Origin of the sequence: Aeromicrobium sp., from assembly GCF_032084975.1 — a bacterium.
Taxonomy (GTDB): Bacteria; Actinomycetota; Actinomycetes; order Propionibacteriales; family Nocardioidaceae; genus Aeromicrobium.
The window spans coordinates 15,164-41,292 of sequence record NZ_DAMDLR010000006.1 but is presented as its reverse complement, the minus strand read 5'-3'; the positions used below and the strand labels follow the sequence as shown (position 1 = coordinate 41,292).

At 70.7% G+C, this 26,129-nt stretch carries 17 protein-coding genes; 10 read left to right on the top strand and 7 right to left on the bottom strand.

The window, feature by feature from the left end; all coding sequences use genetic code 11:
- Nucleotides 1–154: 154 nt before the first annotated feature.
- Nucleotides 155–580, bottom strand: coding sequence for a DUF309 domain-containing protein (locus RT323_RS02620; protein WP_313404772.1), 426 nt, complete (start codon nt 578–580; stop codon nt 155–157).
- Nucleotides 581–800: 220 nt separating this feature from the next.
- Here RT323_RS02620 and malQ point away from each other — a divergent pair, with 220 nt between their 5' ends.
- The 9 genes from malQ to mgtE all read left to right on the top strand — a co-directional run bounded on the left by malQ (nt 801) and on the right by mgtE (nt 17,544).
- Entirely contained in the window at nt 801–2,747 is a 1,947-nt protein-coding gene (gene malQ / locus RT323_RS02615) for a 4-alpha-glucanotransferase (protein WP_313404770.1), read from the top strand.
- Between the two features lie 28 nt (nt 2,748–2,775).
- Complete coding sequence (gene glgX / locus RT323_RS02610) at nt 2,776–4,887, top strand: glycogen debranching protein GlgX (protein WP_313404768.1); 2,112 nt, start codon at nt 2,776–2,778, stop codon at nt 4,885–4,887.
- Complete coding sequence (treY, locus tag RT323_RS02605) at nt 4,884–7,166, top strand: malto-oligosyltrehalose synthase (protein WP_313404766.1); 2,283 nt, start codon at nt 4,884–4,886, stop codon at nt 7,164–7,166. Before glgX ends, treY begins: the two co-directional genes overlap by 4 nt.
- A complete protein-coding gene (gene treZ, locus RT323_RS02600) occupies nt 7,163–8,848 on the top strand; it encodes a malto-oligosyltrehalose trehalohydrolase (protein ID WP_313404764.1) in 1,686 nt (561 codons plus the stop codon). The genes treY and treZ overlap by 4 nt, the downstream gene beginning before the upstream one ends.
- A gap of 99 nt (nt 8,849–8,947) precedes the next feature.
- Nucleotides 8,948–10,924, top strand: coding sequence for a maltotransferase domain-containing protein (locus tag RT323_RS02595; protein WP_313404763.1), 1,977 nt, complete (start codon nt 8,948–8,950; stop codon nt 10,922–10,924).
- A 1-nt stretch (nt 10,925) separates the two neighbouring features.
- Nucleotides 10,926–12,761, top strand: a complete 1,836-nt coding sequence (gene treS, locus RT323_RS02590; protein ID WP_313404762.1) for a maltose alpha-D-glucosyltransferase — start codon at nt 10,926–10,928, stop codon at nt 12,759–12,761.
- Nucleotides 12,758–14,137: a maltokinase N-terminal cap-like domain-containing protein gene (locus RT323_RS02585; protein WP_313404760.1), complete on the top strand. Its 1,380-nt coding sequence runs from the start codon at nt 12,758–12,760 to the stop codon at nt 14,135–14,137. The genes treS and RT323_RS02585 overlap by 4 nt, the downstream gene beginning before the upstream one ends.
- 4 nt (nt 14,138–14,141) lie before the next feature.
- Nucleotides 14,142–16,076 (top strand): 1,4-alpha-glucan branching protein GlgB, encoded by a 1,935-nt coding sequence (glgB, locus tag RT323_RS02580; protein ID WP_313404759.1) that lies wholly within the window; start codon nt 14,142–14,144, stop codon nt 16,074–16,076.
- A 130-nt stretch (nt 16,077–16,206) separates the two neighbouring features.
- Complete coding sequence (mgtE, locus tag RT323_RS02575) at nt 16,207–17,544, top strand: magnesium transporter (RefSeq protein ID WP_313404757.1); 1,338 nt, start codon at nt 16,207–16,209, stop codon at nt 17,542–17,544.
- Between the two features lie 13 nt (nt 17,545–17,557).
- Here the strand turns inward: mgtE and RT323_RS02570 are convergent, their stop codons facing one another.
- Together RT323_RS02570 and RT323_RS02565 are read right to left on the bottom strand one after the other, a co-directional pair.
- Entirely contained in the window at nt 17,558–18,907 is a 1,350-nt protein-coding gene (locus RT323_RS02570; protein ID WP_313404756.1) for a hypothetical protein, read from the bottom strand.
- Between the two features lie 13 nt (nt 18,908–18,920).
- On the bottom strand, nt 18,921–20,567 hold the full coding sequence (locus tag RT323_RS02565; RefSeq protein ID WP_313404755.1) for a S8 family peptidase: 1,647 nt from the start codon (nt 20,565–20,567) through the stop codon (nt 18,921–18,923).
- A gap of 203 nt (nt 20,568–20,770) precedes the next feature.
- On the opposite strand from RT323_RS02565, the gene RT323_RS02560 reads away from it, so the two are divergent.
- Nucleotides 20,771–22,372 (top strand): FAD-binding oxidoreductase, encoded by a 1,602-nt coding sequence (locus RT323_RS02560; RefSeq protein WP_313404752.1) that lies wholly within the window; start codon nt 20,771–20,773, stop codon nt 22,370–22,372.
- A 35-nt stretch (nt 22,373–22,407) separates the two neighbouring features.
- Here RT323_RS02560 and RT323_RS02555 read toward each other — a convergent pair whose 3' ends face one another.
- The 4 genes from RT323_RS02555 to RT323_RS02540 form a co-directional block, all read right to left on the bottom strand.
- Nucleotides 22,408–23,220, bottom strand: a complete 813-nt coding sequence (locus tag RT323_RS02555; protein WP_313404750.1) for an ABC transporter permease subunit — start codon at nt 23,218–23,220, stop codon at nt 22,408–22,410.
- On the bottom strand, nt 23,217–24,137 hold the full coding sequence (locus RT323_RS02550; protein ID WP_313404749.1) for an ATP-binding cassette domain-containing protein: 921 nt from the start codon (nt 24,135–24,137) through the stop codon (nt 23,217–23,219). Before RT323_RS02550 ends, RT323_RS02555 begins: the two co-directional genes overlap by 4 nt.
- Nucleotides 24,138–24,240: 103 nt before the next feature.
- Nucleotides 24,241–25,158, bottom strand: a complete 918-nt coding sequence (locus RT323_RS02545) for an HAD family hydrolase (protein WP_313404748.1) — start codon at nt 25,156–25,158, stop codon at nt 24,241–24,243.
- Nucleotides 25,155–26,108: a formylglycine-generating enzyme family protein gene (locus RT323_RS02540; RefSeq protein ID WP_313404744.1), complete on the bottom strand. Its 954-nt coding sequence runs from the start codon at nt 26,106–26,108 to the stop codon at nt 25,155–25,157. The genes RT323_RS02545 and RT323_RS02540 overlap by 4 nt, the downstream gene beginning before the upstream one ends.
- Nucleotides 26,109–26,129: the final 21 nt, after the last annotated feature.

Here is a 26,129-nt window from a genome sequence, read left to right as displayed (position 1 = left end):
TGGAGGGATTTCCGCAGTTCTCGGTACCCATCGTCCCGGCTCGTATGGCGCTCGGACTCGACAGGGGGTCGCAGGTTCAAATCCTGTCAGCCCGACCGTGAGGTACCGGGAATTCCAGCGGAATTCCCGGTACCGAGGAAGACCGGCGAAGGCGTCAGTCAGCGTCGGCCGCGAGACGGATCCGCGTCCGGAACTCGGTCAGGTCCAGCCCGTACACCGGACCGCCCGTCGCGGCGTAGCGCTCGAGGCGGCCGTTGCCGCGCTCGAGCAGCCGCTCTGCGCCGATGGTGTTGCCGCGCAGCGCGTGGGTCAGCCCGACGCACAGCTGGGCCAGCCCTTGCCAGAGGTCGTGCTCGGTGGCGGGGGAGTCCTTCCAGCGGGCCTCGAAGACCTCATGGGCCGAGAACGGACGGCCCTCGTCCAGGAGCTCGAGGGCGAACCGCACCGTCTCCAAGGGCGGCAGCGGGTCTTCGGAGACGGGCTCGACCCCCTGCGCGCCGTACGGCAGCGGTCGGCCGAGCTCGTCGCGCGGCCTCGCCTGACGCGGTCGGCCCTCTTCGTCGCGGTCCCTGGTCACCATGGGGCCACTGTGTCGCCCCGCGCTCGCCGAGACAAACCGGGGTCGACTTTGCGCGCTGGGAACGGCCGCTGAGTCACCGGCTCGGCACGGCCGACGTGGGGCGGTGAATGAGCGTCCGAACTCGAGCAGGAACGGACGCTGGGTCACCGCTCCCCAGCGACCCCCGGCGCCATCCGGCCCTCGGCTGGCGAGGCCGGGTCGAGACCACCATGCTGGACGCGTGACGACTTCCCGCGAGCTGGCGGAGCTGGCTGCCGCCCATCACGTCGCGACGGAGTACCGCGGGTCCGATCGCCAGATGGTCGAGGTGGACACCGAGGTCGTCGTCGCGGTCCTGGCGCAGTTCGGTGTGGACGCGAGCAGTTCTGCCTCGATCCAGCGAGAGCTCGACGCCGTGCGCCGCGAGCAGGCGCAGGCCACGCTGCCGCCGACGATGGTCCTGACTGCCGGCACGGCGCGAGACCTGGGGGTCACGGCGACGCTGGTGCTCGAGGACGGAACGTCGTCGCACGTCGAGCGTCTCGCCGACGACCTCCCACTGGGGTGGCACCGGCTGGTCACCGACACCCAGGAGGTGACGCTGATCGTCGCTCCGGGCCGGATGCTCGAGGTTCCGCGCACGTGGGGCTGGATGCTGCAGCTGTACGCCCTGCACTCGGACGGGTCCTGGGGCATGGGGGACTACGGCGACCTGGCCGAGATGGCGCGACGAGCCGGGACCGAGCAGGGCGCGGGCGTCCTGCTCGTGAACCCGGTTCAGGCGTTCATGCCGTCGCGACCGCTGGAGCGCTCTCCCTACTCCCCGTCGAGCCGCCGGTACGCCAACCCGCTCTACCTCCGGGTCACCGAGACCGCGGAGTTCAGGGCAGCGGACGACGAGACACGTGGAGCAGTGCTGGCGCTGGCGCCCGGCGTCGGCACCGGCTTGATCGACTACGACCAGATCTGGGCCGCCAAGCTGACCGCCTGCGAGATGTTGTGGGCGACGGGCGTCGAGGACCAGTCGGACATCGATCCTGACCTGAGGATGTTCGCGACCTTCTCCGCCCTGGCTGAGGTGCATGGCGCCGACTGGCGTGAGTGGCCCGAGGACCTGCGGGACCCGACCGGCGAGGCCGTCGCCGAGGCGGCACGCTCACTCACCGATCGCATCGCCTTCCACGCGTGGCTGCAGCGACTGTGCCGGGAGCAGCTCGACGCCGCCAGGTCGGCGGCGCGGGACGCCGGGATGGCCGTCGGCATCGTGCACGACCTGCCCGTCGGGGTGCATCCGGGCGGCGCCGACGCCTGGGCACTCCAGGAGTCTTTCGCCTCGGACGTCCGCGTGGGCTGTCCCGCCGACGCCTTCAACCCGCTCGGACAGGACTGGGGACTGCCTCCGTGGCGCCCCGACAGGCTGGCCGAGTCGGGCTACGCACCCTTCCGCGACGTGATCCGCAGCGTCCTGCGCCACGCCGACGGCATCCGCGTCGACCACATCGCCGGCCTCTGGCGTCTGTGGTGGATCCCGCCGGGCGAGCCGGCGCACCGAGGCACCTACGTCCACTACGACGCGGACGTCATGCTCGGGATCCTGGCCCTCGAGGCGTACCGGGCCGGCGCGGTCGTCGTCGGGGAGGACCTGGGCACCGTCGAGGACGAGGTGACCGAGACGATGCACGAGCGCGGGATGCTCAGCTCGGCCGTCCTGTGGTTCGAGCGCGACTGGGAGGCGCCGGGCCAGCCGCACGTGCCGCCCGAGCAGTGGGAGCCCGAGACGATGGCCAGCATCAGCACCCACGACCTGCCGACGGTCGCCGGCTGGCTGCAGGACGAGCGCGTGCGCGTCCAGGCGGACCTCGGCCTCCTCGCGGGGACGGCCGAGGAGGCCTACGCCGACGCCGAGGCCGACCGCGAGGCCATGCTCGACCTCGTGCGCGCCGAGGGCGTGCCGGACGACGATCTCGTCGTCGCGCTGCACGCGCTGATCGCGCGCGCCTCGTCCCGGCTGGTCCTCAGCTCTCCCGCCGACGCGTCCGGTCAGCTGGAGCAGCCGAACCTGCCCGGTACGGTCGACGAGTACCCCAACTGGCGGATCCGCCTGCCGATGGACCTCGACGGGTTCTTCGCCGATGAACGGGTACGTGCCTGCACAGCCCCTTTGCAGGCTTCGCGCCCGTCCACGTGACCGACACCCCCACTCACAAGGAGAGCTCGTGCAACCCTGGCCTGGATCGTCCTATCCGCTCGGCGCCACCTTCGACGGGACCGGTACCAACTTCGCCGTCTTCTCCGAGGCGGCCGAGTACGTCGAGCTGTGCCTGTTCGACGAGGCGGGCACCGAGACGCGAGTCCGCCTGGAGGAGGTCGACGGGTTCGTGCACCACGGGTTCCTCCTCGGCGTCGCTCCCGGGCAGCGCTACGGCTTCCGCGTGCACGGACCGTACGACCCGGAGAACGGGTGCCGGTGCAATCCCGCGAAGCTGCTGATCGACCCGTACGCCAAGGCGATCTCGGGATCGGTCCACTGGGACAAGTCCCTGTTCGCCTACGACCTCGACGATCCCGAGCAGATGAACGACGACGACTCGGCGGGTCACGTCCCGTACTCGATCGTCATCAACCCCTACTTCGACTGGGCGAACGACCGGAAGCCGCGGACGCCGTACAACGAGTCGCTGATCTACGAGGCTCACGTCAAGGGCCTCACGATGACGCACCCCGACATCCCCGAATCCCTGCGCGGCACGTACGCCGGCATCGCCCACCCGGCCATCGTCGAGCACCTCAAGTCGATCGGCGTGACCGCCATCGAGCTGCTGCCCGTGCATCAGTTCCTGAACGACCACTACCTGGTCGAGAAGGGCCTGACCAACTACTGGGGCTACAACACGATCGGCTTCTTCGCGCCGCACGCGGACTACGCCGCCCACCCGGGCCGCCAGGTCGAGGAGTTCAAGGGGATGGTGCGTGCGCTGCACCAGGCCGACATCGAGGTCATCCTCGACGTCGTCTACAACCACACGGGGGAGGGGAACCACCTCGGCCCGACCCTGTCGATGCGCGGCATCGACAACTGCGCCTACTACCGGCTCGTCGAGGGCGACGAGCAGCACTACATGGACTACACCGGCACCGGCAACTCGCTGAACGTGCGGCACCCGCACACGCTGCAGCTCATCATGGACTCGCTGCGCTACTGGGTCACCGAGATGCACGTCGACGGCTTCCGCTTCGACCTCGCCGCGACCCTCGCCCGGGAGTTCTACGACGTGGACAAGCTCGCGACGTTCTTCGAGCTCGTCCAGCAGGACCCGGTGGTCAGCCAGGTCAAGCTCATCGCCGAGCCGTGGGACGTCGGTCCCGGCGGCTACCAGGTCGGCAACTTCCCGCCGCAGTGGACGGAGTGGAACGGCCTCTACCGCGACACCGTGCGCGACTTCTGGCGCGGTGAGCCCGCGACGTTGGGCGAGTTCGCCTCGCGGATCGCCGGATCGTCCGACCTCTACCAGGACAACGGCCGTCGGCCGTACGCCTCCATCAACTTCGTCACGGCGCACGACGGGTTCACCCTCAACGACCTCGTGAGCTACAACGACAAGCACAACGAGGCGAACGGCGAGGACGGCCGTGACGGCGCGGACGACAACCGGTCGTGGAACTGCGGCGTCGAGGGGCCGACCGATGACGAGGAGGTGCTGGAGCTGCGCCGTCGCCAGCGCCGGAACCTGATGGCGACCCTCCTGCTGTCCCAGGGCGTGCCGATGGTGCTGCACGGGGACGAGCTCGGCCGGTCGCAGGGCGGCAACAACAACGTCTACTGCCAGGACAACGAGGTCAGCTGGGTCGACTGGGACTCGCGCGCAGAGGAGCGCGCCCTGTTGGAGTTCACCTCCGCCCTTGCGGCCTTCCGCCAGCGTCACCCGGTCTTCCGTCGCCGCCGGTTCTTCGAGGGCAAGCCGGTCCGCAAGGCCGACGAGCTGCGTGACATCGAGTGGTTCACTCCCTCGGGCGACGAGATGGAGGAGCAGAACTGGGAGGACGAGCTCGGCAAGTCGATCGCGGTGTTCCTGAACGGCGACGCGCTCGCGGACCGCGACGTGCGCGGCGTGCGGGTCACCGACGACTCGTTCGTGCTGGCGTTCAACGCCCACAGCGAGCCGGCGGAGTTCACCCTCCCGCCGGAGGACTACGGCGCCGGCTGGAAGGTCGTCGTGGACAGCTCGACCGGCGCCGTCGAGCAGCCGGGCGCCGAGACGTTCGGCCCGCACGACCGGTTCACCACTCCACCGCGCTCACTCGTCGTGCTGCAACGGGTCGGGTCATGACCGCACCCTCCTCGACCTACCGGCTGCAACTGCGGCCCGGGTTCGGCTTCGACGAGGCACGCGCGCTGGTGGACCAGCTGGCGACCCTCGGGGTCGGGGCGCTCTACCTGTCACCGGTGCTGGAGGCGACACCCGGCTCGACCCACGGCTACGACGTCACCGACCCGACGCGACTCCGTGAGGAGCTTGGTGGGCAGGACGCCTTCCGCGCCCTCGCCGAGACCGCGCGCGACGCCGGCCTCGGGGTCGTCGTCGACATCGTGCCGAACCACATGTCGGTCGAGGTGCCCGAGGCGAACCCGTGGTGGCACAGCGTGCTGCGCGAAGGTGAGGCCTCCCCGTACGCCCACCACTTCGACATCGACTGGTCCCGCGGACGCGTCCTGGTGCCGGTCCTCGGTAGTGACAGCGAGGTGGCCGAGCTGACGGTCGAGGGCGACCAGCTCGTCTACTTCGACCACCGCTTCCCGTTGGCGGACGGCACCGGTCACGGCGATCCGCAGGAGGTGCACGACCGCCAGCACTACGAGCTGGTCGACTGGCGCCGCGGCAACACCGAGCTCAACTACCGCCGGTTCTTCGACATCACGAGTCTCGCCGCGGTGACCGTCGAACAGCCCGGGGTGTTCGAGCAGGCCCATCGCGAGATCCTCGGCTGGGTCGAGGCGGGCGCCGTGACCGGGCTGCGGATCGACCACCCCGACGGGCTCGCCGACCCCGGCGCGTACGTCAAGCGGTTGAGGCAGGCCGCACCCGACGCCTGGATCGTGGTCGAGAAGATCCTGCACCCGGGGGAGCAGCTGCCCGGCAGCTGGCCGGTCGAGGGCACCACGGGCTACGACGCGATGCGCGAGGTCTTCGGGGTGCTGCTGGACCCGGCCGGCGAGCAGGCGTTCACGTCCCTGGCCGACCGGCTCGATGTTCCGACGGACTACGCCGCGGTCGAGGAGGAGGCCCGGCGCATGGTGACCGACAGGATCCTCGTCGCCGAGGTCCGCAGGATCGCCGCCCTGGTCGAGGGCATCGGGACCGATGCCGCTCGCGCGGCCGTGGCCGAGACGATGATCGCGTTCGGGGTCTACCGCTCGTACCTACCCGAGGTCGGGTCGACGTGGTCCGACGCGATCGAGGCGGCCAGGTCGCGGCGTCCGGACTTGAGCGAGGCCCTCGGTGCGCTCGACCAGCAGGTGCGCGACGATCCGCACGGAGAGCTGGCGACGCGCATCCAGCAGACGTCCGGCATGGTCGTGGCGAAGGGCACCGAGGACACGACGTTCTACCGGTACACGCGCTTCGGTGCGCTCAACGAGGTCGGCGGCTCGCCGCAGGTCTGGGGCATCGGAGTCGATGAGTTCCACCGCCTGGCGGCCGCCCGCGAGGCTGGTCAGCCGTCGACGATGACCGCGCTGACGACCCACGACACCAAGCGCTCGGAGGACACGCGCGCCCGGATGGCGGTGCTGGCCGAGATCGCCGACGACTTCGCCGCGAAGGTCGTCGAGTGGACCGAGCGGTGCGGCCTCGACGAGCCGTCCCTCAACCTGCTCGCCTGGCAGACGATCGTCGGCGCGTGGCCGATCAGCGATGAACGGCTGGTGGACTACCTGCTCAAGGCCGCCCGGGAGTCCAAGCTCCGGACGACGTGGACCGAGCCGGATGAGGCGTTCGAGAACGCGATCGCCGACTGGCCGCGCGCGGTGCGCGAGGTGCTGGGCCGACAGATCGAGGACTTCGTGGCCCGCATCGCCGCGCCGGGGTGGAGCAACTCGCTGAGCCAGAAGCTGGTCCAGCTCACGACGCCGGGCGTCCCCGACGTCTACCAGGGCACTGAGCTCTGGGACTTCTCCCTCGTCGATCCCGACAACCGTCGTGCGGTCGACCACGACCTCCGTCGCGAACTGATGCGCCGGATCGACGAGGGGCTGGTGCCCGAGGTCGACCAGTCCGGGGCGGCGAAGCTGCTCCTCGTCCAGCGGACGCTGCGACTGCGGCGTGACCGGCCAGAGCTCTTCAGTGGGTACCGCCCCCTCGCAGCGGAAGGTCCGGCGGCCGATCACCTGCTCGCGTACGCGCGCAGCGACGACCTCGTCGTGCTGGCGACCCGGCTGCCGGTGGGACTGGAGCGTGCGGGCGGCTGGTCCGGGACCACGCTGGACCTGTCCGAGGGCGGCTGGACAGATGTCCTCACCGGCGACGCCTTCGACGGGGGACGTGCGGAGGTCGAGTCCGTCCTGCGTCGCTACCCGGTGGCACTCCTCGTGCGCGGTGAGAACCGATGACGCTCTCGGTGTGGGGACCCGACCACGAACGGGTGCAGGTGCGGATCGACGGGGCCGACCACGAGATGCGGCAGGCGGCCGACGGCTGGTGGCACTCCGACGTCACGGTGCCGGCCGGCACCGACTACGCGTTCCTGCTGGGCGACGATGACACGCCGTTGCCCGACCCGCGCTCGGCCTGGCAGCCGCACGGAGTGCACGGCGCCTCCCGCGTCTACGACCACGATGCCTTCACCTGGAGCGACCAGGACTGGGCGGGCCGCTCCCTCGCAGGCTCGGTGATCTACGAGCTGCACATCGGCACCTTCACGGTGGGCCGGACGTTCGATGCCGCGATCGAGCGCCTCGACCACCTCGTCGACCTGGGCATCGACCTCGTCGAGGTGATGCCGGTGAACTCGTTCGACGGCACCGCCGGCTGGGGGTACGACGGCGTGCTGTGGGGCGCGGTCCATGAGCCCTACGGGGGACCGGACGGCTTCAAGCGCTTCGTCGACGCGTGCCACGCGCGGGGACTCGGCGTCGTCCTGGACGTCGTCTACAACCACCTCGGGCCGTCCGGCGCCTACCTCGACCGCTTCGGTCCCTACTTCGCCGGCCAGAACGACTGGGGGCCCGGCCTCAACCTCGACGGGTCGCAGTCCGACGAGGTGCGCCGCTACGTGCTCGACAACGCGATGGCGTGGTTCGAGCACTTCCACGTCGACGCGCTGCGACTCGACGCCGTGCACGCCCTGGCCGACACTCGAGCACTGCCCATCCTCGAGGAGCTGTCCGTTGAGACGGCGCGGATGGCGGAGGCCCTGGGCCGGCCGCTCACCCTGATCGCCGAGTCGGACCTCAACGACCCTCGTACGGTCCGCCCGCGATCCAGCCACGGTCTGGGCATGGACGCACAGTGGTCCGACGACCTGCACCACGCGCTGCACGTTCGCCTGACCGGCGAGACCGACGGCTACTACGCCGACTTCGCCGCGCCGGACGCGCTGACCAAGACCCTGCGCGGCGCGTTCTTCCACGACGGGACCTGGTCCTCGTTCCGCGGACGTACGCACGGCAGGCCCGTCGACGTCGAGGAGCTCCCCGGCACGGCCTTCCTGGCCTACGTCCAGAACCACGACCAGATCGGCAACCGGGCCACGGGCGACCGCATCTCGGCCTCGGTCCCGCCGGACCTGCAGGCCTGCGCCGCCGCGATCGTGCTGCTCGGTCCCTACACACCGATGGTGTTCATGGGCGAGGAGTGGGCGGCGGCGACCCCGTGGCAGTTCTTCGCGTCGTTCCCCGATCCTGAGCTGGCCGAGGCCGTCCGCACGGGCCGACGCCGCGAGTTCGGCCGGCACGGCTGGGGCGAGTCCGAGGTGCCCGACCCGATGGACCCCGCCACCGTCGAGCGCTCGACGCTCGACTGGGACGAGTTGGCGGGCCCCGAGCACCGCCGGATGCTCGACGTCTATCGCTCCCTGATCGCGTTGCGGCGACGGCATCCGGAGCTTCGCGACCCGTCCCTGGCCGACCTGGAGGTCGAGTCGGCCGCCGACGGCTCCTGGCTCGTGATGCACCGAGGCCGCTTCCGCGTGGCCTGCCGATTCGGCGACGAGGAGCCGCCCGTGCACGGCGAGGTCGTCCTGGGCCTGGAACGCGTGACCGTCAGCACGATCGAGCCAGCCTCCGTCAGTTGACGAAACGGCCACCGCCGAGCCTGCGTGTTGCGGGCCGGCGGGGGGTGCACCACGGTTGGTAGGAGCATCGAGACGATCAACGTACGGGGGTCCCAGGGCATGACAGGCCGAATTGGCATCGACGACGTCCGACCCCTGTCCGGGGACGGCACCCACCCGTCGAAGGCGGTCGTGGGCGAGCACGTGCCGGTCACCGCGACTGTCTGGCGTGAGGGCCACGACGCCGTCGGGTGCGACGTGATCTGGCGCGGACCGGGGGAGCGGCGCGACCGCAGGGTCCGGATGCACGAGGTGGACGAGGGCACCGACGCCTTCGGTGCCGTGATCGTCCCGGACGCCGTCGGTTCGTGGACGTTCCGTGTCGACGCGTGGGGCGATCCGTGGGCGACCGTCGTCCACGCCATCGAGGTGAAGCTCGCCGCGGGCCAGACGGCCGCCGAGCTCGCCAACGACCTCGAGCTGGCAGCGCGGCTGCTCGACGAGGTGGCTGCCCGCCAGGAGCGCAAGAAGGACAAGCCGGCACTGGAGGGAGCCGCGACGGCACTGCGCGCCGCCGACCTCCCGCTGGGCGCCCGGACCGGGCCGGCGCTCGCCCCGGAGGTCCGCCGGCTCATGCACGACTTCCCGGTGCGCGAGGCGCTCACCCGTGGCCCGACCCGCACGATGTGGGTCGATCGGACCCGCGCGGCGTTCGGGTCCTGGTACGAGTTCTTCCCCCGCTCGACCGGTGGCGTCGACGAAAAGGGCGAGCCCGTTCACGGCACGTTCGCCACGGCGGCCGACGAGCTCGACCGGGTCGCCGCGATGGGATTCGACGTGGTCTACTTCCCGCCGATCCACCCGATCGGCCGGGTCAACCGCAAGGGACCCAACAACACGCTGACGCCGGGTGAGCACGACCCGGGCTCGCCCTGGGCGATCGGTGCGCGCGAGGGCGGACACGACGCGTTCCACCCCGAGCTCGGTGGCGAGGAGGACTTCGCCGCCCTCGTCGCGAAGGCGGGCGCGCTGGGCATGGAGGTCGCCCTGGACCTCGCACTGCAGGTCGCACCGGACCATCCGTGGGTCGAGGCGCATCCCGCGTTCTTCACCACGCTGCCCGACGGCACGATCGCCTACGCCGAGAACCCGCCCAAGAAGTACCAGGACATCTACCCGCTCAACTTCGACAACGACCGCGAGACGATCTACGCCGAGATGCTGCGGGTGACGCTGCACTGGGTCGAGCGGGGCGTCCGGATCTTCCGGGTGGACAACCCGCACACGAAGCCGCCGGACTTCTGGGCGTGGCTGATCGACGCGGTCAAGAGCGAGCATCCCGACGTGCTGTTCCTGTCCGAGGCGTTCACGCGCCCGGCTCGCCTGTGGGGGCTCGCGCGACTCGGCTTCACCCAGAGCTACACGTACTTCACGTGGCGGACGACGAAGCAGGAGCTGATCGAGTTCGGCGAGGACCACCGCGACCGGTGGGACGAGGGCCGGCCGAACCTCTTCGTGAACACTCCCGACATCCTTCCCGAGCACCTGCAGGTCGGGGGACCGGGCATGTTCGCGCTCCGGGCGGCGTTGGCCGCGACGCTGGCGCCCACGTGGGGTGTGTACTCCGGCTTCGAGCTCTACGAGCACCAGCCGCTCGGGCCCGGCAAGGAGGAGTACCTCGACTCGGAGAAGTTCCAGCTGCGCCCCCGCGACTACGCGGGCGCCCTGGCCGAGGGCCGCTCGCTGGAACCGTGGCTCACTCGGCTCAACGAGATCCGTCGCGCCCACCCGGCGCTGCAGCAGATGCGCACGCTGCGCTTCCACGAGGTCGACCACGAGGCGCTGATCGCCTACTCCAAGCAGGACCCGGCGTCCGGTGACACGGTCGTCGTCGTGGTCTCCCTCGATCCGCACGAGGCGCGCGAGGGCACATTGTGGCTCGACCTGCCGAGCCTCGGCTTCGCGGCGGGCGAGCACCTGGTCGCCCATGACGAGGTCACCGGGGAGTCGTACGACTGGACCGACGCCAACTACGTTCGCCTCGACCCTTCCCGGGCCTGCGCGCACATCATCAGCCTGCACAGGTCGGAAGGATGACATGACGGACGAGACGACCCGCGTGACGACAGCACCGGACGCGGCCCTGACCGGACTGGACGACACTCCGCACACCGGCGAGTCGATCGCCGACGACGGGACCCTGACGGAGCCGCAGGCCGACGAGTTCGGGCACGCCGAGCAGGCACCCAGCAACCCCGAGTGGTTCAAGCGAGCCGTGTTCTACGAGGTCCTGGTGCGGGCGTTCGCCGACTCCAACGGGGACGGGACGGGGGACCTGCGAGGACTGGCCGAACGGCTCGACTACCTTCAGTGGCTCGGCGTCGACTGCCTGTGGCTCCCGCCCTTCTACGCCTCGCCGCTGCGCGACGGTGGGTACGACATCAGTGACTTCCGCGCCGTGCTGCCCGAGTTCGGCACCGTCGAGGACTTCGTCTACCTGCTCGAGGAGGCGCACAAGCGCGACATCCGGGTCATCACCGACCTGGTCCTCAACCACACGTCCGATGCGCACCCGTGGTTCCAGCAGTCGCGCAACGATCCCGACGGACCCTACGGCGACTACTACGTGTGGCGCGACGACGACTCGGCCTACAGTGACGCGCGCGTGATCTTCGTCGACACCGAGGCGTCGAACTGGACCTACGACCCGGTGCGCGGACAGTTCTTCTGGCACCGGTTCTTCAGCCACCAGCCGGACCTGAACTTCGAGAACGAGGAGGTCCAGGAGGCGATGCTCGACGTCCTGCGCTTCTGGCTGGACCTCGGGATCGACGGTTTCCGGCTCGACGCCGTGCCGTACCTGTTCGAGGAGGAGGGCACGAACTGCGAGAACCTCCCTCGCACGCACGAGTACCTGCGCCGGGTCCGCGCGGCCGTCGACGCGGAGTATCCGGGCCGGATCCTGCTGGCGGAGGCGAACCAGTGGCCTGCGGACGTCGTGGAGTACTTCGGCGATCCCGAGCTGGGCGGCGACGAGTGCCACATGGCGTTCCACTTCCCCCTGATGCCGCGGATCTTCATGGCCGTGCGGCGCGAGTCGCGGTTCCCGATCTCGGAGATCCTGGCGCAGACGCCGGAGATCCCCAGCGGTGCGCAGTGGGGCATCTTCCTGCGCAACCACGACGAGCTGACCCTCGAGATGGTCACCGACGACGAGCGCGACTACATGTACCGCGAGTACGCCACGGATCCGCGGATGAAGGCCAACATCGGGATCCGGCGCCGGCTGGCGCCGCTGCTCGACAACGACCGCAACCAGCTGGAGCTGTTCACGGCCCTGCTGCTGAGCCTGCCCGGCTCCCCGGTCCTGTACTACGGCGACGAGATCGGCATGGGCGACAACATCTGGCTCGGCGACCGGGACGCGGTGCGCACGCCGATGCAATGGTCGCCGGACCGCAACGCGGGCTTCTCGCGGTCCGATCCGGGGCGCGTCTACCTGCCGCCGATCATGGATCCGACCTACGGCTACGAGGCGATCAACGTCGAGGCGCAGCAGGGCAACGCCGCGTCCCTGCTCAACTGGACGCGGCAGATGATCGCGGTGCGCAAGGAGCACCTGGCATTCGCCGAGGGCGAGTTCGTCGACCTCGGCGGCTCCAACCCGAGCGTGCTGGCCTACAAGCGGGTGTGGGCACGGCCGGACGGGGAGCTGGACGTGGTCCTGTGTGTCAACAACCTGTCGAGGTTCCCGCAGCCGGTCGAGCTCGACCTGTCCGAGCACCTCGACCACACGCCGGTCGAGCTGACCGGGAGCGTGCGGTTCCCCAGGATCGGCGAGCTGCCGTACCTGTTGACACTGCCGGGTCACGGGTTCTACTGGTTCCAACTGGTCGAGACCGGCGACGAGGGCGAGCGGAGGAGCCAGATATGAGCGGACACGACGAACTGGCGGCCGAGGTCGCGGCCGCCCTGCCGCAGTGGCTGCCGTCGCAGCGGTGGTTCGGCGGCAAGGACCGCGAGATCGACTCGGTGAGCCCGGTCTCGTGGACCACCCTGCTCGATGGCGACCCGTTGCTGCTGCACCTGATCGTCCGGGTCGAGCAGGGTGACCGTCGTGACCTGTACCAGCTCCTGATCGGCAGCCGGCAGTCCCAGCTCCCGGAGGTGCCCGCATCGGCCTCGATCGGGCTCGAGGACGGACGTACCTGCTACGAGGCCAGTGGCGACGCCGACCTGACCGCGTGCCTGCTGGACCTCATCGCCGAGGGAGCGCGCATCGGCTCGATGTCGTTCGAGCACGAGCCAGGCGCCGAGCTCACGACCGGCCTGCGCGGTCATCCCATCACGTCCGAGCAGAGCAACACGTCGTTGGTCTACGGTCACCACCACATCCTCAAGCTCTTCCGGAAGCTCGGTCCCGGCGTGAACAAGGACCTGGTGCTCCATCGCGCCCTGCACGAGCTCGGCTCGCAGCAGATCGCCGAGCCGTTGGGATCGATCAGCGCCGAGATCGACGGCGAGGACGTCACGATCGGCATGCTCCAGCGCTTCATGCCTGACGCGGCGGACGGCTGGGTCATGGCGACCACCAGCGTGCGCGACTTCATGGCCGATCCGACCGGACTCCCGCCCGAGGAGCTGGGCGGCGACTTCGCCGGCGAGGCCTATCGGCTGGGCAAGGCGGTCGCCACCGTGCACGCCGACCTGGCGCGTGCGCTGGGCACCGAGCAGGCCGGCGCCGACGACGTCCGGCGCACGCTGGACTCCATGCTCGAGCGTCTCGAGCGCGTGTCGGCGCAGGTGCCGGCGCTCGCCCAGCACGCCGACGCGCTGCGCCCGGTGCTCGAGCGGATCACCGGCGTCGCCGTCCCCGTCCCGACGCAGTCCGTCCACGGCGACCTCCACCTGGGCCAGGTCCTGCGGACCGTCCACGGGTGGCTGTTGCTGGACTTCGAGGGCGAGCCCGCAGCGAGCGTCGCCGAGCGCTCGGCGCTGGCGTCTCCGTTGCGCGACGTCGCGAGCATGCTGCGCTCCTTCGACTACGCCGCGCAGCAGCTGCTCGTCGGTCATCCGGACGACCCGGAGAGGACCGCGAGCGCGATGAGCTGGGCGCGGCGCAACCGGGCGGCGTTCTGCGACGGCTACGGCAAGGTCGCCGGCCAGGATCCGCGGGACAGTGCCGACCTGCTGAGTGCCCTCGAGCTGGACAAGGCGGTCTACGAGGTCTCGTACGAGCACGCCAACCGTCCGGACTGGCTGACAGTGCCGATGGCATCGATCGAACGGATCCTGAGCGAAGGTGAGTGAGCGCGTGAGTGACACCTATCCCTGGCCGCCGTCGGTGGGCGAGCTGGACCTGCACCTGATCGGCGAGGGCCGGCACGAGCGGCTGTGGGAGGTGCTCGGCGCGCACGTGCGCACGGTCGAGGGCCCGGACGGCCCGGTCGAGGGCACGTCCTTCGCGGTCTGGGCGCCCAACGCGCAAGCCGTGCAGGTCACGGCAGACTTCAACGGCTGGAACGGCGGCGACCATGCGATGCGGTCCCTCGGAGCACCCGGCGTGTGGGACCTGTTCGTCCCGGGCGTCGGTGCGGGCACCCGCTACAAGTTCCTCATCCAGGACCGCAGCGGTCACTGGCACGAGAAGGCCGACCCGTTGGCCTTCGGCACCGAGGTCCCGCCGGCCACCGCCTCGGTGGTCGTCGAGCCGGGTCACGTCTGGGCCGACGACGCGTGGGTCAGCCGGCGCGACGCGACGGTGTGGCTCGATGCGCCGATGAGCATCTACGAGGTGCATCTTGGCTCGTGGCGTCCCGGACTCGACTATCGCGAGCTGGCCGACGCACTGGCGAGCTACCTGGCCGAGACGGGGTTCACGCATGTCGAGCTCATGCCGGTCGCGGAGCACCCCTTCGGCGGATCGTGGGGCTACCAGGTCACGTCGTACTACGCGCCCACGTCGCGCTTCGGGTCCCCGGACGACTTCCGCTGGTTCGTCGACCACCTGCACCAGCGCGGCTTCGGCGTGATCGTCGACTGGGTGCCGGCGCACTTCCCGCGCGACGAGTGGGCGCTGGCCCGCTTCGACGGCACGCCCCTCTACGAGCACCCGGACCCCCACCGCGGCGAGCAGCCCGATTGGGGAACCTTCGTCTTCGACTTCGGCCGACCGGAGGTGCGGAACTTCCTGGTCGCCAACGCGCTGTTCTGGCTGGAGGAGTTCCATCTCGACGGGCTGCGCGTGGACGCGGTGGCGTCGATGCTCTACCTCGACTACTCGCGCAACGAGGGCGAGTGGGTGGCCAACAAGCACGGCGGACGCGAGAACCTCGAGGCGGTCCAGCTGCTGCAGGAGCTCAACGCGACCGTCTACAAGCACCACCCGGGCGTCGTCATGGTGGCCGAGGAGTCGACGGCGTGGCCCGGCGTCAGCAGCCCGACCAGCAGCGGCGGCCTGGGCTTCGGCTTCAAGTGGAACATGGGCTGGATGCACGACACCCTCTCCTACCTGGGCCACGAGCCGATCCACCGGTCCTACCATCACGGCGAGCTGACGTTCTCGATCGACTACGCCTGGAGCGAGCACTTCATCCTGCCGCTGTCGCACGACGAGGTCGTGCACGGCAAGGGGTCGCTGTGGCAGCGGATGCCCGGCGACGACTGGAACAAGGCGGCCGGAGTCCGCGGGCTGCTGGCCTTCATGTGGGCGCACCCGGGCAAGCAGATGCTCTTCATGGGCGGCGAGTTCGGCCAGGCGAGCGAGTGGGCGGAGTCGGGCTCGCTGGACTGGGCCGCGCTCGAGGAGCCGTTGCACGCGGGCATCCTGCGCCTGGTCGGCGACCTCAACCGGCACTACCGCGCGGATCCGGCGCTGTGGTCCGCGGACAGCCGTCCCGAGGGGTTCCGCTGGATCGACGCCAGCGACACGAGCGGGAACGTCGTCTGCTTCCTGCGCGTCGGGGCGGACGGATCGCAGCTGGCGTGCATCGCCAACTTCTCGGGCGGCCCGCATCACGACTACCGGGTCGGACTGCCGGAGGCCGGCACTTGGAACGAGGTGCTGAACACCGACGCCGAGATCTACGGCGGCTCCGGGGTCGGGAACCTCGGCTCGGTGCAGGCCACCGATGAGTCGTGGCACGGCCAGCCGGCGTCCGCCGTGCTCCAGCTGCCGCCCAGCGGGGTCGTGTGGCTGCAGCCGGCCAGACGCGCGGTCAGCGGACGGCGGGCCCGTACCGGGACGTGACGCCGTCGGGCGCGACGTTCGGGTCGTGGCCAACGGTCCCCACGACGCCGGACACCGGCGCGATACGGTCAGGTCGCGTACGTAGGGACCGGTCGGTCTCGTGGGTCCACCATTCGTCGTCCGGAGGGTCATGAGCCAGCCTGTCCTTGAGTCCCTGCGGAGCTCGCTGTCCGAGGAGGACCTCGCCGCCGCTGCAGACCTGTTGGCCGGCGTGGCGCCGCAGGAGGTCGCGGCAGTGCTCAGGCGTCTCCCCGATGACATGGCGGCAGTCGCCTTCAGGCTCCTCGCGAAGGAGCGTGCGTCAGAGGTGTTCGAGCGGGCGGGCCGTTCCGCCCAGCGCCAGTTGATCGAGCAACTCGGTGAGAAGGAGGTGCTCGACGTGTTCGCGGGACTGGACCCCGATGATCGCGTGGAGTTGCTCGACGAGCTGCCGGCGCGGGTCGCCACGCGACTCCAACGAACCATGCCCGACGACGCCCGTCCCGCGATGTCCGTCGTGCTCGGATACGCACGGGGCTCGGTCGGCCGCCGGATGAGCCCGGAGTTCCTCAGCGTCGAGCCGCAGGACTCCCTCGGGGAGGCGCTCGAGAAGGTTCGGCGCCGCGGTGATGACTCGGAGACGATCTACACGGTCCCCGTCGTGGATGCGGACCTGCGGCTCGTCGGGGTGGTCAGTCTTCGGACGCTTCTGCTGCGTCCGCAGGCGGAACTCGTCCGTGACCACATGGTCCCTCCCATGGTGGCCCATGCCGACGAGGACGCCGAGACCGCTGCTCGACGGTGTGTCGAGCGCGGTGTGCTGGCCTTTCCCGTTCTCGACCGCGAGGACGGTCTGGTGGGTCTGCTGACGCTCGACGACGCCATCCGGATCGTCGAGGACGCCCGAGATGAGGACGAAGCCCGGGCCGGCGGCGCGGAGCCACTGCGTCGCCCGTACTTGCTGACACCGGTGAGGATGTTGGCCCGCTCGCGGATCGTGTGGCTGATGGTGCTCGGGGTCTCGGCGATCCTCACCGTCAACGTGCTGGAGCTGTTCGAGTCCACTCTGGAGCAGCGAGTGACGTTGGCGCTGTTCATCCCGCTGCTGACCGGTATCGGAGGCAACACCGGCTCCCAGGCGGCCACGACGGTCACCCGTGCGCTGGCCATGGGTGAGACCGGCGCCGGGGATCTGGGACGAGTGGCGCTCAAGGAGGTGCGAACCGGGTTCGTCCTGGGAACGATCATCGGCCTGGTCGGTTGGCTGGTCGCCACGGCGATCTATGACCTCGACATCGGGCTCGTGATCGGCCTCACGCTGGTGGGCATCTGCACGTTGTCGGCCACCGTCGGGGGCACGATGCCCTTGCTGGCCAAGGCCGTGAGAGTCGATCCCGCCGTCTTCTCCACGCCCTTCATCTCGACCTTCTGTGACGCCACGGGCCTGATCATCTACTTCATGATCGCCCGCGCCGTGCTGGGGCTGTGAGACGTGTTCGCCCTCAGTCGGCTCCCGCGGCGCTGAGGATCGCGTAGGCCACCTGCAGGCCGCGCACGTCGCCGTGACTGGAGATGAACTCGTCCGCGAGCAGGTTGTAGACCTGACCCTGCTCGAACCCGTAGTCGTGGCCGACGGCGGCGAGCGAGGTCGCGTTGCCCTCGGCCTCCTGCGTCCGCTGGGCGCCGTTGCGACCCATGCCGCCGTACGGGTCGTCCTTGTCGCCCAGCCCTGCGGCGTTCTGGCGGCCGATCCGCGAGGCGAGGGGGTAGGCGACGCCGACGGCACGATCGCGCTTCGTGTGGGTGATGACGATCGGCCCGGACGCCCGGCGATTCCCCAGCACCGCGCGGAACCCGCCGGGCCTGCCCGCATCGAAGTCGGCCGAGAGGCCGTTGTGCGAGAACGCGGCCTGCAGCAGGCTCAGCGTCACGTGCTCGGTGTCGTCGTCGAGTGCGGACGCGGCCGCCGTCACGAGTCGCCCACCGAAGCTGTGGCCGACGAGGTGCAGGCGCACACCCTCGTGCTTCCGGCGCACCTCGAGCAGCACCGGCGCAAGCCCCTCGCGACCGACCTTCCCGGCGCGCGCCTTCATCCGCAGGTACGTCGTGAGGTTCGCCAGCCGTCGCGCGGCCGCGGACGCACCGGTGAGCAGTTCCCGGAGCCCGGCGGCGCCACCTTCGTCCGACCCCGCCTCGCCGGCACCGCCGCCGAGCGACGTCGCACCGCCGGCCGGCGGCGGCCCCGGAGCGGTCACGGGACCCTCGAGTGCCGCGAACAGCGTCGCGGCGTCGTCGTCGAAGAAGGCGGACGTGCCGTCGTCGTCGGAGTCGTCGTCCTGCTCCGTCAGGGTGCGCAGGATCCTCACGTAGTCCGCCCGGGCCTGCGGATCGGAGTCGAGCCGGGGGAGGAGCGCCTTGGCCTCAGCGACGGCCGCCGCTCGCTCGGGAGTCGTCCCGCTCCCGCCCAGGCGCTCGGGGTCGTCAGCGAGCTCGTCGAGCATCCGCTCGAGCGCGGCGTCGTTGGCCGCCTCCGCGCTCGCCGCGCCGCCGCCCGGAATGAGGTCCTCGTCAGCGAACCTCTTGCTCGGCCAGAACAGGCGCAGGACGGCGAACGTACGACCGTCGAGCCGCCGCAGGGCCGAGGGCGCCTTGGGGTTCATGCGCAGGTCCAGCAGCCGGTCCACGTTGGCGAGCAGCTCGTCGTAGAGGTCCGTGGCCTCGCGGACGTCGTTGTTCCAGCCGTGCGCGACCACGATCAGGTCCGTCGCATCGAGGTCGTCCACGAGGGACCGGACCTGGTCCCGGTCGAAGACGGCCGCGTCCTTGGTGAACTCGAGGTCGAACGTGCGCATGGCGGGTCTCCGGTCAGACGGATTGGATGGCGCGGACGAGATCCACGAGACCGTGTCCCTCGAAGTACCGCTCACGACCCAGCGGCGAGGCCGTGGACGTGAAGATCTGCTTCACCTCGCGGGGCTTGCCGATGAACTCGCGGCGGATGGACAGGAACGCGGCGATCGCTCCCGAGACGTGAGGTGCGGCCATGCTCGTGCCGCTGTCCTCCATGTAGTCGGCGAACACGGTGTCGTCCTCACCGGCGGCCTCTGCCGACCTCAGCGCCTCCTTGAGCCGGACCCCGGCCCCGCAGGAGGTGATGCGCTCGCCGGGGGCGACCAGGTCGGGCTTGAGCCGCCCGTCCCCGGTGGGGCCCTTGGACGAGAAGTACGAGACGCCGTACATGTAGGGAGCGTCGCGATGGGTGGCGCCGACCGTGATGGCCAGCTCGGCGTTGCCCGGGTCGTTGATGGTGTTCGACAGCCCGGCCTTGGTGGGGCGCACGCTCGACGCGACCGACCCGTACCCGGTGTTCCCGGCGGCCGCGACGACGACCACCCCCGACTGGACCAGCCGGTCGACCTCGGCGCACAGCGGGCTCTGCCCACACGCGAACATCTCGGCGTCGAACTCGTAGCCGACGCTCAGATTGACCCCGTGGACCCGCAGCAGCTTCGGGTTGTCGTTGAGCTTCTCGCGGACGTACTCCAGCGCCCGGATGACGTCGCTCGAGCGGCCCTCGCCCAGGTCGTCGAGCACCTTCAGGCTGACGAGCCGGCACCGCAGCGCGACACCGTGCAGGTGCTCGACGTCGTGGAAGCGGGTCATCACCGCGCTCGTCCGCTCGAGCTCGCCCTGGGCATCGGGACGGTCCACGCGCTCGAAGAGCCGGACCCGGCCCGCCTGCTCGTTGAGCGGCGCCGACCCCGCGATGATGCCGGCGACGTGGGTGCCGTGCCCGAAGTCGTCGGTCAGCGCCGCGGTCCGGTGCGCGTCGATGCGGCGCGTCCGCTCGACCGTGTCGATCCCCGGCTCGTCGGGGTCGGCCAGTTCCTCCGCCGCCATCGGGATGCCGGCGAGCTCGGTGGGCTGCGCGACGAAGCTGCGGTGCAGGTTGCGCACGCCCTCGGTGTCCAGCGTGCGGTGCTGCGCGAAGTGGGGATGGGTGCCGTGGATGCCCGAGTCGATGACCGCCCAGACGATGCCCTGTCCCTCGGCCTCGTACGACCGGCGCGCCGCGTTGGCCTTGATGGTCGGCAGGGAACGGTACATCGTGCTGCTGACGGGGAAGTCCGGCCACAGCTTGTAGATCGCCCGGAAGCGCATCGAGTTGACCTCGGCATCGCCGGCCTTGGCGACGGCCTGCAGCTCGTCCTGGCGCAGCAATCGCTTGCACTCGTCCCACGACAGCCGGCACAGGTAGTACGTGCGGGAGATCGGCATCGGCGCGGGCGCCTCGCCCGCGACCTGTGCGTGGAGGTCCTTGAGGGCCGCGACCGACCCGAGCAGACCCTCGGTGTGCTGCAGGTTCAGCTCGACGATGTACGGGCCGCGCCCACCCGGCTCCTCGTCGAGGCGCCACGCGCGGCGTCGCTCCTCGTCGTACAGCTCGGAGGGCGCGAACGTCCTCGCGAACTGCTGTCCCACGCCATGGTCCGGCGGTTCGGAGTTCGTCATCGAGGCCTCCTGGCAGCGACGCCCGTGGCCGTGCCGAGAAGGCGTGCTCCTTCCTTGATAGACCCCCGCGGCGCGTCCTGTCTGCCCTTTGGCGGATGAACGCCGGTTGAGAGACGGTTGACCGCCGGCCCGGGGACCGCCAAGGTGACGCGAGGGGCTGCTGCGCCCGTTGTGGCCCCAGATCACCGCTGGAGGAGCGCGCGATGTCATCGAAGAACCGGTCCTGGTGGGGATGGGGCCACGTCGAGGACGCCGTGGTCGGCGCCGAGCGCACGGCCCTGCGCGATCGCGTCGCGGGCTTCCTGCCCGGCAGCGAGCTGGCCGACCACGAGCCACCGCCGATCGAGGCCTTCGGGGTCGATGCGCCTCGGATCGCCGCCCCGGACAGCCTCGGCGCCCTGGCGTCTGCCGACGTGCGCGACCGGCTGGCCCATGGGCACGGCCAGGCGTTCCGCGACGTGGCGCGGACCCTGCTGGCGGACCTTCCACACGTGCCCGATCTCGTGGTGCGCCCCGAGTCCGAGGACGACGTCGTGCGGGTCCTGGACTGGTGCAGCGACGCGCGGGTCGCGGTGATCCCGTTCGGCGGCGGAACCTCGGTCGTCGGCGGAGTGGAGCCTCGGGTGGGCGACGACTACCGCGGCACGGTCAGCCTCGACCTGACCCGGCTGGACCGCGTACTCGAGGTCGACCCCACCAGCCGCGCCGCCCGGATCCAGGCCGGCGCGCTCGGCCCCGACCTCGAGGAGCAGCTGCGCCCGAGCGGCCACACGCTGCGGTTCTTCCCGCAGTCCTTCGAGTTCTCCACGCTCGGCGGGTGGCTCGCCACCCGCGCGGGCGGCCACTACGCCACCCTGCTGCCGCACATCGATGACCTCACCTCGTCCATGCGGGTCGTGACTCCGGCGGGCGTCCTGGAGACACGGCGACTGCCGGGGTCGGGCGCCGGGCCGTCGCCCGACCGGATGCTGCTGGGCTCGGAGGGCTCGCTCGGCATCATCACCGAGGCCTGGATGCGCCTGCAGCACCGGCCTCGCTGGCGTGCCGCGGCGTCGGTGGGCTTCGCCGAGTTCGACGACGGCGTCGCCGCCGTGCGCGCGCTGTCCCAGTCGGGGCTGTACCCCGCGAACTGCCGCCTGCTGGACCCCGTGGAGGCGTTCATCAACGCCGGCGCGTCCTCCGCGGTCCTCGTGCTGGGCTTCGAGTCGGCGGACCATCCGGTGGACGCCTCGATGGAGCGTGCCCTCGAGCTGTGCCGCGACCATGGCGGCACGCTCGACGAGCCGGCCGCGTACACCGACAGCGCCGAGCAGGTCGCACGCTCGGGTGCGGCCGACACGTGGCGCTCGTCGTTCCTGCGGATGCCGTACCAGCGCGACGCGCTGGCCGCGCACGCGATGATCGTCGAGACGTTCGAGACCGCCTGCACGTGGGACCGGTTCGACGCCCTCCGCTCGGCCGTGGACAGCGCGGCGCAGGAGGCGATGCGCGACGTCGGTGCGCCGGGCGTGGTCACCTGCCGGTTCACGCACGTGTACCCCGACGGTCCTGCGCCGTACTTCGGCATCTTCGCGGCCGGTCGCTGGGGAGACTCGGTGAGGCAGTGGGACCACATCAAGGCGGCCGTCTCGGACGCGATCATCGCCAACGCCGGCACGATCACCCATCACCACGCCGTGGGCCGGGACCACCGGCCCTGGTACGACCAGCAGCGGCCCGACCTGTTCGCCACGGCGTTTCGCGCGGGCAAGGCCGCGCTCGATCCCGCGGGGATCATGAATCCCGGCGTGCTGCTGGACCCCTGACGCCCGCCTCGCGGCGGACGTCAGGGGTCACGGCGTCACTTCACTTCGGAACGCAGCAGCGCCCGGGTGCCCAGCGCCAGTGGGACGACCAGCCACAGCAGGGCCGAGGTGCCGATCTGGGCCCACATCTCGCCCGTCATCTGGTTCTCGAAGAGCTGCATCGAGGCCCAGTTGAGGTCGAACCAGGGCGCGTTGTCCGCCCACCACTGCTGCGTGCTCGCCAGGGCGTTCGAGGCGCCGGGCAGCACGAGGGAGTAGACGAAGTACGCGACGATCGCCCCCGGTGAGCTGCGCAGGACGATGCCCAGCATGAGGCCCATCAGCATCCCGATCTCGTTGGCCACGATGATCCCGGCGAACTCGCTCACGCTGATGTTCCACGACGGGTCGACACCCGCGATCGCCGAGCCGACGACGTTGCCGACGGCCCCCACGACGCCCGCGATCACCATCGAGACGGCGCCGATCGCCACCGTGACCAGGGCCTTCGCCGCCAGCACGCGCCCCCGCTGGGGGACCAGGGTGAAGGTCGTCAGCGCGGTGCGCTGGCTCCATTCGCTGGAGACCGCGAGGATCGCGATCATCGGCAGGATGACGGACATCGGTGCCCCGACCGCGCTGGCGAAGTGCTCGTAGGTCAGGTCGTCGGCATCGACGAAGATGAGCGTCGCGACGGTGGCGACCACCGACAGCAGCACGACGCTGGCCATCAGCCAGAAGCCCGAGCGGGTGTCGAACATCTTGCGCAGCTCGACACGCAGGATGCGGGCGAACGGCGTTCGTGACGGAACCGGGCGATCGTGGCTCGTGGCCACGTCGCGCGCTTCGGACGTGATGATGGTGCTCATGCTGCTGCTCCTTCGGAACGGTGCTCGACGCTTTCGCGCTGGGTGTCGGCGGTGAGGGACAGGAACATCTCCTCGAGCCGTGCGCCGTCGGCGGCGCGCAGCTCCAGCAGGGCGATGCCCGCCTCGAACGCGGTGGTGCCGACGGTGGTCAGGTCTGCTTCGGCCAGGACCGCGCCGCCGGTGCTCGGGGTGGCGGTGATCCCGGCCGACTGCAGTGCCGCCGCGAGGGCCACGCCGTCCGCGGCCCGGACGAGGGTGCCCGCGCTGGCCAGGAGCTCCTGCTTGGTGCCCTGGGCGACGATCCGGCCGTTGCCGATCACCACGAGGTCGTCGGCGATGACCTCGATCTCGTGCAGCAGGTGGGACGAGAGCAGCACCGTGCCGCCGTCGTCCGCGAAGCCGCGGAGCAGGTCGCGCATCCAGCGGATGCCGGCCGGGTCCAGCCCGTTGGCGGGCTCGTCGAGGATCAGCACCTCCGGGTCGCCCATCAGGGCGGTCGCGATGCCGAGGCGCTGGCGCATGCCGAGCGAGTAGTTGCGCACCCGGCGGCCCGCCTCGTGCGGCGTGAGGCTGACTCGCTCGAGCATCTCGTCGACGCGCGAGCGGGACAGGCCCATCGTGACCGCGGCGACGGTCAGGATCTCGCGGCCCGTCCGGCCGGCGTGCTGGGCCGAGGCGTCGAGGAGGACTCCCACCTCGCGGCCCGGGTCGGGCAGGTCGCTGAATCGCCGACCGAGGACGTGGACGTCGCCGCTGCTGGGCGGGGTGAGCCCGACCATCACCCGCATCGTCGTGGACTTGCCGGCGCCGTTGGGGCCGAGGAAGCCCGTGACGCGGCCAGGACGGGCCGTGAAGGACACCTCGTCCACCGCGGTGTCGCCGCCGTAGGACTTCGAGAGGGAATCGACTGTGATCATGTCGCACAGCGTCGCCGCCCGGTGCGGTGCAGCGCATCGGGCGCGACCCCGAAACTCGCCCTGAGACGACCCTGAGTCCGCTCGGGGCGCGCGCCATCTCTTCTCAGGGCAGGGGAGAAGGGAAGACCTCGTCCCAGTCACGGGCCATGCTGACCAGCGTCCAGCCCCGGCGGCGCGCGACCTCGTCTATCGGCTCTTCCGGGGACGCGCTCTCGCCCGTGCCTGGGTAGGAGAACTCGCGCGTCGCATCGTCATGGTCGACCAGGAGCGCCATCGACGGTCCGTCCGCAGTCTCGGCCCAGGTGAGCATCTCGCGGTCGCCCGTGGTGTTGCCGGCCGCGAACACCGGACGGCGCCCCAGCTGCGCCTGGATGTGGCTGACCTTGTCGGGACCGTCGTTGATCGTTCCCGAGACGCGGCCGCTCCGGGTCAGGACGGGACCGTCGTCGCCGTCGGCGAGGTCGTACTCGAGGAGGGTGCCCACGACGCTCTCCGGAGCCACGCCGTAGAGCTCGCGGCCGACCGCGCGGACGAACTCGGTCCCGCCTCCGGTCACCACCGCGATCGAGAAGTCGCGTCGTCGCAGCTCGTCGATGAGCTCCAGCATGGGGAGGTAGACGCACGCGCGGTGGGGCCGGCCCAGCACCGGGTTCTCGGCCGAGGACATGAACTCCCGCACCAGGGCCCTGAACCGGTCGGCGGACAGGCCCGTGAAGAGGTCGGTGAGGGCCAGCGCGATCCGGGGCAGCCCCACCTGCTGGACGGCCGAGCCGTCGCCGGACAGCACCGCGGCGAACTCCGGGGTCTCGGCCAGCGCGGGATCGGCGGACACGCGCTGCCGCAGGTGGTGCAGGAGGAACTCCAGCTGGATGTACCGCGGCCGCTCGCACCACAGCGTGCCGTCGTTGTCGAAGCAGGCGAGCCGGTCCTCCGGCGGAATCTGGTCGCTCACCTCGAGGAACGCCGCGATCTCGTCGCGCGCGCGTCCGGCGCGCCAGCTGGGCAGGAGGTCGCTGGTCATCCGTCCACTCCTTCGCCGGAGGCGTCCCGTCGCACGCACCGGAACCCCAGATGGCTGGTACCGGTGTCGATCATCTGGGGCCGACGGGCCGCGGGCCGGTAGCGCCGGCAGTAGGTGTCGGCGCACAGGTGCGACCCGCCCTTGACGGTCTTGCGCCCGATCCGGAACTGCGGTTGGGCGGTGTCGTAGCTCGTCTCCAGGGCTCCGGCGCGCGGATCCTGCGGGACGCAGCACGCACTGGCGGCGTCGTCGGGATGGACGGCCGTCCACCAGTCCGACGTCCACTCCCACACGTTCCCCGCCATGTCGGACAGTCCGTAGCCGTTGGCCGGGAAGCTGGCGACCGGTGACGTGCGCTGCCAGGGCGTCTCTCCGGAGCGGCGCCACGGGAAGTCCGGCCCCTCCCACGTGTTCGCCATGATCTGCCCGCCCGGTCGCTTCTCATCGCCCCACGTGAAGGCGGCGCCCTCGAGACCGCCTCGCGCGGCGAACTCCCACTCGGCCTCCGTCGGCAGATCGGCACCGACCCAGTCGGCGTAGGCCTGCGCGTCGGCGTGGGAGACGTGGACGACGGGGTGGTCCTGCCGTCGCTTGACCGAGCTGCCCGGGCCGGCCGGGGCGCGCCAGCAGGCACCCGGGGTCCAGGTCCACCACTGACTGATGTGCCGCAGGTCGACCGGACCCGGCGTGGGGGTGAACACCAGCGATCCCGGTTGGAGGTTCGCCGCCGGGGCATCCGGGAAGTCGGCCGGGTCCGGAGGCCGTTCGGCCTCGGTGACGTACCGCGTCGCCCGCACGAACGCGGCGAACTGGGCGTTGGTGACGGGAGTGCGCTGGATGGCGAAGGGACTCACGCGGACGCGATGGGTGGGTGCCTCCTCGGGATAGTGGCGGTCCGAGCCCATCGTGAACAGGCCGCCGGGCAGGCTCACCCAGGTGTCCGTGGCCACGGGAACGGTGGTCGACACGCG

What these genes read in the sequence shown, in the direction of transcription:
- RT323_RS02620 (WP_313404772.1), bottom strand. Translation starts at nt 580, where the DNA reads ATGGTGACCAGGGACCGCGACGAAGAGGGCCGACCGCGTCAGGCGAGG.
- treY (WP_313404766.1), top strand. Translation starts at nt 4,884, where the DNA reads ATGACCGCACCCTCCTCGACCTACCGGCTGCAACTGCGGCCCGGGTTC.
- treZ (WP_313404764.1), top strand. Translation starts at nt 7,163, where the DNA reads ATGACGCTCTCGGTGTGGGGACCCGACCACGAACGGGTGCAGGTGCGG.
- RT323_RS02595 (WP_313404763.1), top strand. Translation starts at nt 8,948, where the DNA reads ATGACAGGCCGAATTGGCATCGACGACGTCCGACCCCTGTCCGGGGAC.
- treS (WP_313404762.1), top strand. Translation starts at nt 10,926, where the DNA reads ATGACGGACGAGACGACCCGCGTGACGACAGCACCGGACGCGGCCCTG.
- RT323_RS02585 (WP_313404760.1), top strand. Translation starts at nt 12,758, where the DNA reads ATGAGCGGACACGACGAACTGGCGGCCGAGGTCGCGGCCGCCCTGCCG.
- mgtE (WP_313404757.1), top strand. Translation starts at nt 16,207, where the DNA reads ATGAGCCAGCCTGTCCTTGAGTCCCTGCGGAGCTCGCTGTCCGAGGAG.
- RT323_RS02570 (WP_313404756.1), bottom strand. Translation starts at nt 18,907, where the DNA reads ATGCGCACGTTCGACCTCGAGTTCACCAAGGACGCGGCCGTCTTCGAC.
- RT323_RS02565 (WP_313404755.1), bottom strand. Translation starts at nt 20,567, where the DNA reads ATGACGAACTCCGAACCGCCGGACCATGGCGTGGGACAGCAGTTCGCG.
- RT323_RS02560 (WP_313404752.1), top strand. Translation starts at nt 20,771, where the DNA reads ATGTCATCGAAGAACCGGTCCTGGTGGGGATGGGGCCACGTCGAGGAC.
- RT323_RS02555 (WP_313404750.1), bottom strand. Translation starts at nt 23,220, where the DNA reads ATGAGCACCATCATCACGTCCGAAGCGCGCGACGTGGCCACGAGCCAC.
- RT323_RS02550 (WP_313404749.1), bottom strand. Translation starts at nt 24,137, where the DNA reads ATGATCACAGTCGATTCCCTCTCGAAGTCCTACGGCGGCGACACCGCG.
- RT323_RS02545 (WP_313404748.1), bottom strand. Translation starts at nt 25,158, where the DNA reads ATGACCAGCGACCTCCTGCCCAGCTGGCGCGCCGGACGCGCGCGCGAC.